Source organism: Streptomyces sp. DvalAA-14 (assembly GCF_900091855.1).
Classification (GTDB): Bacteria; Actinomycetota; Actinomycetes; order Streptomycetales; family Streptomycetaceae; genus Actinacidiphila.
Genome location: NZ_FMCH01000445.1, coordinates 1 through 2,284, shown reverse-complemented (window position 1 = coordinate 2,284; position 2,284 = coordinate 1). Strand labels below are relative to the sequence as shown.

Here is a 2,284-nt window from a genome sequence, read left to right as displayed (position 1 = left end):
GGACCTCGGCTCCACGCAGAACATCTGCGGGGTGAATCTAGTGTGGGAGACCGCGTACGCGAAGGCGTACCAGATCCAGACCTCCACCGACGGCACCAACTGGACCAGCGCCTACTCCACCACCACCGGCCCGGGCGCCACCGAACTCGTCACCTTGACCGGCACCGGCCGGTACATCCGGATGTACGGCACCCAGCGGGCCACGCAGTACGGCTACTCGCTGTGGGAGTTCCAGGTCTTCACCGGGGGCAGCGGCGGCAACGGCGGCACCACCGCGGGCAGTACGACCGGCGGGACCACCACAGGCGGCACCACCACCGGCGGGACCACCACGGGCGGCACCACCACCGGCGGCACGACCACGGGCGGCACGACGGGCGGCACGAACCCCCCGCCCGGCTCGACGCTGCTGTCCTACAACAAGCCGGCCACCGCCTCCACGTACCAGGACGCCAACAGCTGCACCGGCTGCACCGCCGCCAAGGCGTTCGACGAGGACCCGGCGACCCGGTGGGCGACCAGCGACTCCAACGGCTGGGTCGACCCCGGCTGGATCTCGGTGGACCTCGGCGCGACCGCGCACATCACCCAGGTCGTGCTGCAGTGGGACCCGGCCTACGCGGTCGCTTACCAGATCCAGACCTCGGCCGACGGCACCAACTGGACGAGCATCTACTCCACCACCACGGGCAAGGGCTTCAAGGAGACCCTGAACGTGGACGGCACCGGCCGGTACGTGCGGATGTACGGCACCGCCCGCAGCAACGGCTACGGCTACTCGCTGTGGACCTTCGACGTCTACGGCACCGGCGGCAACCCCACCGCGCCGCCCGCCCTGCCGCCGAACCCGGGCAACCCCGAACACCTGGTGTGGAGCGACGAGTTCAACGGCGCGGCCGGCACGAAGCCGGACACCGGCAAGTGGACCCAGGACACCGGCGCCGGGCAGAACGGCGAGCTGGAGACCTACACCAACGGCGACAACACCACGATGGACGGCAACGGCGACCTCGTCATCGAGGCGCGGAAAGAGGCCAACGGCCAGTACACCTCGGGCCGGATCAACACCTCGGACCACTTCAACTTCACCTACGGCCACGTCGAGGCGCGGATCAAGGTGAGCGGCACACAGGGCCTGTGGCCGGCGTTCTGGCTGCTGGGGTCCAACTTCAAGACGGGCACCCCGTGGCCCAACTCCGGTGAGATCGACATCATGGAGCACGTCGGCAAGGTCCCGGACTCCGTCTACTCCACCCTGCACGCCCCCGCCTACAACGGCGGCAACGGCTACGGGTCGCCGTACACGGTCACCGGCAGCGACTTCGCCAGCGACTTCCACACCTACGCCGTGGACTGGGACTCCTCCCACATGACGTTCTCGGTGGACGGCCACGCCTTCTTCACCGCCGACAAGTCGACGATCGAGCAGACCCGCGGCCCCTGGGTGTACGACCACCCGTTCTACATCATTCTCAACAACGCGGTGGGCGGTGACTGGCCCGGTGCTCCGGACGCCACCACCGTCTTCCCGCAACGCATGCTGATCGACTACGTGCGCGTCTCGCAGTAACCGACGCGCGTCGGCCGCCCCGGGCCCGGCAAGGGCCCGGGGCGGCAACCCCCCACCTCCTCCGCCGGCCCCAGGGCCGTACTCGAGAGGCGAATCGATGCAGTTCGCATGGCAATCACCACCCGGCTCACCCCCCTCTCCCCCCGGCCGGGCCCGTCGGCAGGCCGCGACCCGTCGCTCACGGATCGCCGCCCTGGTCGGCTTCGTCCTGGTCGTCGCCCTCGCGCTGGTGGCGACCCCCCATCTGGCCGGCGCGGCCGGCCCCGTGCTGCTCTCGCAGGGCAAGCCGGCCACCGCCTCCTCCACCGAGAACGCCGGCACCCCGGCCTCGGCGGCTGTCGACGGCGACCCCGGCACCCGCTGGTCCAGCGGCTTCAGCGACCCGCAATGGCTGCAGGTCGACCTCGGATCGAGCCAGTCGATATCCCAGGTCGTGCTGACCTGGGAGGCGGCCTACGCCACCTCCTTCCAGATCCAGACCTCGGCCGACGGCGCCACCTGGAGCAGCGTCTACTCCACCACCGCCGGCACCGGCGGCACCCAGACCCTGGCCGTCACCGGCACCGGGCGCTATGTGCGGGTGTACGGCACCGCCCGGGCGACGGCGTACGGCTACTCGCTGTGGGAGTTCCAGGTCTACGGCGGCTCCGGCGGCGGCAGCACCACCCCGCCGCCGACCGGCTGCGGCACGACCACCGCCGCGGTCGGCAAGCC

General features: G+C 70.8%; 2 protein-coding genes. Both read left to right on the top strand.

Going from position 1 to position 2,284, the window contains the following annotated elements:
* The coding region (locus GA0115240_RS23810) for a discoidin domain-containing protein (RefSeq protein WP_093739466.1) at positions 1 to 1,570 on the top strand (1,570 nt) is incomplete at its 5' end.
* A gap of 97 nt (positions 1,571 to 1,667) precedes the next feature.
* On the top strand, positions 1,668 to 2,284 hold a 617-nt coding region (locus tag GA0115240_RS23805; RefSeq protein ID WP_141708941.1), incomplete at its 3' end, for a discoidin domain-containing protein.